This window comes from Tepidibacter mesophilus, from assembly GCF_002724055.1.
GTDB classification, from domain to species: domain Bacteria; phylum Bacillota; class Clostridia; order Peptostreptococcales; family Peptostreptococcaceae; genus Tepidibacter_A; species Tepidibacter_A mesophilus.
This window is the reverse complement of sequence record NZ_BDQY01000057.1, coordinates 1-1,509: the sequence shown is the minus strand read 5'-3', so window position 1 is coordinate 1,509 and position 1,509 is coordinate 1. Positions and strand designations below refer to the sequence as shown.

Annotated in this window: 1 protein-coding gene; it reads left to right on the top strand. The window is 27.8% G+C overall.

Features of this window, described 5'->3' with window-relative positions:
- The first annotated feature begins 94 nt into the window (after nucleotides 1-94).
- Nucleotides 95-1,312, top strand: a complete 1,218-nt coding sequence (locus Tmeso_RS15745) for an IS256 family transposase (RefSeq protein ID WP_099192873.1) — start codon at nucleotides 95-97, stop codon at nucleotides 1,310-1,312.
- The last annotated feature ends 197 nt before the right edge of the window (nucleotides 1,313-1,509 follow it).

Here is a 1,509-nt window from a genome sequence, read left to right as displayed (position 1 = left end):
GGATATATAATTTAAAGTGTGTAAACTTCCAAAAAAATGGTGATAATGTGAGATATAATATAATTATTACTTGAAAGGAAGGTGCACACTTTTTATGTTAAATAAAAGTGAGATATTAAGAGAATTATTACAAGAGTATGATGTTAAAAATGCTAGGGATGTTCAATCTATGCTTAAAGATTTATTTGCAGATACAGTTCAGGAAATGCTAGAAGCAGAGCTTGATGATCATTTAGGATATTCAAGATACGATTATAAGAATAAGAAAACTAAAAACAGTAGAAATGGATATAGAAGCAAAAAAGTTATATCTGATTTCGGAGAAATAGATTTAAATATACCAAGAGATAGAAATGGAGACTATGAACCAAAGGTAATTAAAAACAATGAAAATGATATATCTGGGATTGAAGATCAAGTATTAGGAATGTATTCAAAAGGTATGTCTACGAGAGATATAACCGCACATTTAAAAAGTATATATGGGATAGATATGTCTCCTACTCTTATTTCAAAAATAACAGATAAAATATTACCGTTAGCAAAAGAATGGCAAAATAGACCGTTAGATCAGATTTATCCTATAATATTTTTAGATGCTATTCACTATAAAGTTAGAACCGAAGGCAGAATAGTTAATAGAGCAGCTTACGCTGTTATAGGTATAAATTTAGAAGGATTTAAAGAAGTATTAGGAATATGGATTGGAGAAAATGAAAGTGCAAAGTATTGGTTAAAAGTACTTACAGATATTAAAAATAGAGGGGTTAAAGATATATTAATAGCATCGGTAGATGGACTTTCTGGCTTTAGCGAAGCTATTAAAGCAGTATTTCCTAATACAGAAATTCAAAAGTGTGTAATACATCAAATTAGAACTTGTTTTAAATATATATCATATAAACATAGAAAAGAATTTTCTAAAGACTTAAAGTTAGTATATACTTCTCCAACAGAAGAAGCTGCTCTTGCTCAATTAGATTTAGTTGAAGAAAAATGGGGCAAAACTTATGCGGTAGCATTAAGGAGTTGGAGAAATAATTGGGATGAATTAGCAACATTCTTTAAGTATCCTTCAGAAATAAGAACGCTTATATATACAACAAATCCTATAGAAAGTTATAATAGACAACTTAGAAAGGTTACAAAATCAAAAGGTATGTTTCCTACAGATGATGCACTTCATAAATCATTATATCTAGCAACTATGGATATATCAGAAAAATGGACTCAAAAAATTAGAAATTGGGCTCAAATTTTGGACCAATTAACTATACATTTCGAAGAAAGACTTACTTCATCAGCTATTTAATTTCAAATTCATTTAAATTAAAAAATTAAGATGATTAATCTCTAAGGAAGTACTAATTTTTTCTTAAAATGGAAATGATATTGAAAAGGGCTAGTTTTTCATAGAAAAACAAAACCCCTATATACCTTTAAATCGCTATTTTAAAATTTAAAATCTAAACTTAAATATGAAGTTTACACACATTTAATTACATACTC